Here is a 393-nt window from a genome sequence, read left to right as displayed (position 1 = left end):
GACTTTCTCTGTTAATGACATCCGTAAGAACCAACGGTAAGCGACATTCACTTCAATTTCTTTAACGAGCTGACGCTCACTTTTTATACCAAAGCATATAACCAAGCAAGATGATTTTGAAGAGACGAACAGGGTCAACWGGTGGACGCCCATTATCTTTACAATAAAGATGAGCAACTTCATCACGAATGAATTCGAAGTCGATAGCATTATCGATTTTGCGCACTAAATGGTCTTTAGGAACTAACTGTTCCATCGTCACCATTTCCAGTTCGTATTGTTGCGGAGTCGGTTCTTGAAGCATATCGGAGTGTCCATATTTCGATACCCCTATTAGATCAAAGGTCTAGCTCGAAAGCTAGACCTTTGTCAGCAGTCTGACCTCGCTTTAAG

At 41.6% G+C, this 393-nt stretch carries 1 pseudogene; it reads right to left on the bottom strand.

What is annotated here, in order from left to right:
- Positions 1 to 304: pseudogene (locus CIK04_RS31650) on the bottom strand (transposase); the annotation flags it as partial.
- Positions 305 to 393 lie beyond the last annotated feature (89 nt).

This window comes from Vibrio sp. 03_296, from assembly GCF_002265885.1.
Note: the sequence above shows the minus strand (reverse complement) of the source record. Positions and strands in the feature narration are given on the sequence as shown.